Genomic DNA, 555 nt, shown 5'->3' on the forward strand with positions numbered 1-555 from the left:
AAAAAGCGTAACAGTTACCGGAGGAGGGTCCGGGGTTGGAATTGCTGCTCTTATTGACGGTGAGGTAAATATTGCTCCGGCATCCCGAGAAATGACAGATGATGAAATTAAATCTGCTGAAGCAAAAGGAATCAATCCTGTAGAGACTACTATTGCCTATGACGGCATTACTGTAATTGTAAACCCTTCTAATTCTGTTTCTAACCTTACCTTTGACCAGCTACGTGGTATCTACAACGGAAGCATCAGCAACTGGAAAGAAGTTGGCGGAGCGGATGCACAAATTGCTGTAATTTCAAGAGACAGCAGTTCCGGAACTTATAAAGACTTCCAGAAAGATGTTTTGCAAGGTGATGAATACCGACCTGATGCTCTTACTCAGCCTGCTACTGGAGGCATAGTTACTGAGGTCGCCCAGAATACCAACGCAATAGGATATATCGGTTTTGCGTACCTCGACAGCAGTATAAAGGCACTAAGTCTGGATAATGGTAATGGATCTGTAGCTCCAACTGAAGAAAGTATACTTAATGGCTCATACCCGCTTTCAAGATC

The 555-nt window shown here is 43.6% G+C and carries 1 protein-coding gene; it reads left to right on the forward strand.

Annotated elements, in window-relative coordinates; genetic code table 11:
* The coding region (locus tag ASJ81_RS15005) for a phosphate ABC transporter substrate-binding protein (RefSeq protein WP_141241759.1) at window positions 1–555 on the forward strand (555 nt) is incomplete at both ends.

It is taken from the genome of Methanosarcina spelaei (genome assembly GCF_002287235.1).
Taxonomy (GTDB): domain Archaea; phylum Halobacteriota; class Methanosarcinia; order Methanosarcinales; family Methanosarcinaceae; genus Methanosarcina; species Methanosarcina spelaei.